Origin of the sequence: Pseudorhodoplanes sp., assembly GCF_035565855.1 — a bacterium.
Taxonomy (GTDB): domain Bacteria; phylum Pseudomonadota; class Alphaproteobacteria; order Rhizobiales; family Xanthobacteraceae; genus Pseudorhodoplanes.
This window is the reverse complement of record NZ_DATMRX010000272.1, coordinates 1-1,816: the sequence shown is the minus strand read 5'-3', so window position 1 is coordinate 1,816 and position 1,816 is coordinate 1. Positions and strand designations below refer to the sequence as shown.

The 1,816-nt window shown below is 62.0% G+C and carries 2 protein-coding genes; both read right to left on the bottom strand.

From position 1 onward, the window contains the following. On the bottom strand, positions 1-402 hold a 402-nt coding region (locus VN004_RS15615; RefSeq protein WP_325611842.1), incomplete at its 3' end, for an OmpA family protein. A 265-nt stretch (positions 403-667) separates the two neighbouring features. Further along, a partial coding sequence (gene tolB, locus VN004_RS15610; RefSeq protein ID WP_325611838.1) for a Tol-Pal system beta propeller repeat protein TolB occupies positions 668-1,816 on the bottom strand: 1,149 nt, incomplete at its 5' end.

Sequence of the window (1,816 nt, the reverse complement as noted above, 5' to 3'; positions counted from 1 at the left end):
GGTCTTGATGCGGTTGGCGGCAACGCCCTGCGAGGCAAGGTAGTCGCGGGTCGCAGCGGCGCGGCGGGCGCCGAGCGCAAGGTTGTATTCGCGGGTGCCGCGTTCGTCGGCATGGCCTTCGACAACGATCGAATACTGGCGATAACGGTTGAGCCACTGAGCCTGACGGGCCAGCGTCTGCTGGGCATCAGCACGGATGGACGAGGAGTCCAGATCGAAGAAGATGCGGTCGCCGACGTTCACGGTGAAGTCCTGAGCCGAGCCGGGCGTTGCCGCGCTGCCGCCGAGGCCGAGATCAGCTGCGTTGTTGGGGGTCTTCTTGGATGCGCAGCCGGCAAGCGCCAACGAGGCTACGAGCGCGACCATCACGGGGTTTGCTGCTAGTTTTGCGATACGGCGCATACCGCCTCTCCTTCGCATTCGAGTGACTTCGTTGATCTGCCAGTAACCACATCTCGGTTAACCGGCACTCAAAAAACACGGTTAAAATTCGGTTCACGCATCCGGCGAGCCCCCTGAATGCGCATCCCTCTCACTGGCATGCAGCCAGATGACGACAAAGAGGCGAAATCTTGTCCGCCTCCCCGCCGCGGGCTATTTTAAGCCCGTATCCGGTCGAAAAAGCCGCGAATGGAGCGCAATTGCCACGCTCCATCCTTCATCAGCTTCAGTCGAGCAACGGCGACCAGGCCGGATCGGACCCGAAATTCGGGGTTGGTATCTGCTGCTCGTTACGCCCGGTCAGATCGACCGAATAGAGCTTCGGTCCGCCAGCACCCGGCGTTTCCTTCAGATACATGATCACCCGCCCGTTGGGGGCCCATGTCGGGCCTTCCTGGAGGAAGCCGGAGGTCAGGATGCGTTCACCAGAACCGTCCGTGCGCATCACGCCGATCTGGAACTGGCCGCCCGACTGCTTGGTGAAGGCCACCAGATCGCCGCGCGGCGACCACACCGGCGTGGAATAGGTACCCTCACCGAAAGAGATGCGCGTCTGCCCCGACCCATCGGCCCCCATCACATAGATGTGAGGACGGCCGCCGCGGTCGGAGGTGAAGACGATCTTCGAGCCGTCCGGCGAATAGGAGGGCGAGGTATCGATGGCATTGGAATTGGTGAGGCGCGTGGTGTTCCTGCTCCTCAGATCCATGGAATAGATGTTGGAGTTACCATCGTCGCGCATCAGGCTCATGATCACGCGCTGACCGTCCGGCGAGAAACGCGGCGCGAAGGTCATGCCGGGGAAATTGCCGACGAGTTCGCGCTGTCCGGTCTCAAGCTGCAGCAGATAGACGCGTGGCTGTCCGCTCTCATAGGACATGTAGGTGATTTCCTGCCGGTTCGGCGAGAAACGCGGCGTCATCACGATGGAGCGTCCATCGGAGAGGAAGCGGGCATTGGCGCCGTCCTGATCCATGATCGCCAGCCGCTTCTTGCGCGCATTCTTGGCGCCCGATTCATCGATGAAAACGACGCGGGTGTCGAAATAGCCCTTTTCGCCGGTCAGCCGCTCATAGATCGCGTCGGCGATGATATGGGCGACGCGGCGGGTATTGGCGCCGTTGGCGAAGAACTGTTCACCCGAAAGCTGCTGTCCGGCAAAGGTGTCCCACAGCCGGTATTCGGCGCGGATGCGGCCATCGCCTTCCTTGCTGACGCGGCCCGTGACCAGCGCCTGCGCATTGATCACCTTCCAGTCGTCGAAGCGCGGCGTCTGGTCGGGATTGGCGATCTTCTCGATGAAGGCGGCCTTGTCGATCGGCGCGAACAGGCCCGAGCGCTTCAGGTCGGCCTGAACGATGGAGGAAATCTCCGC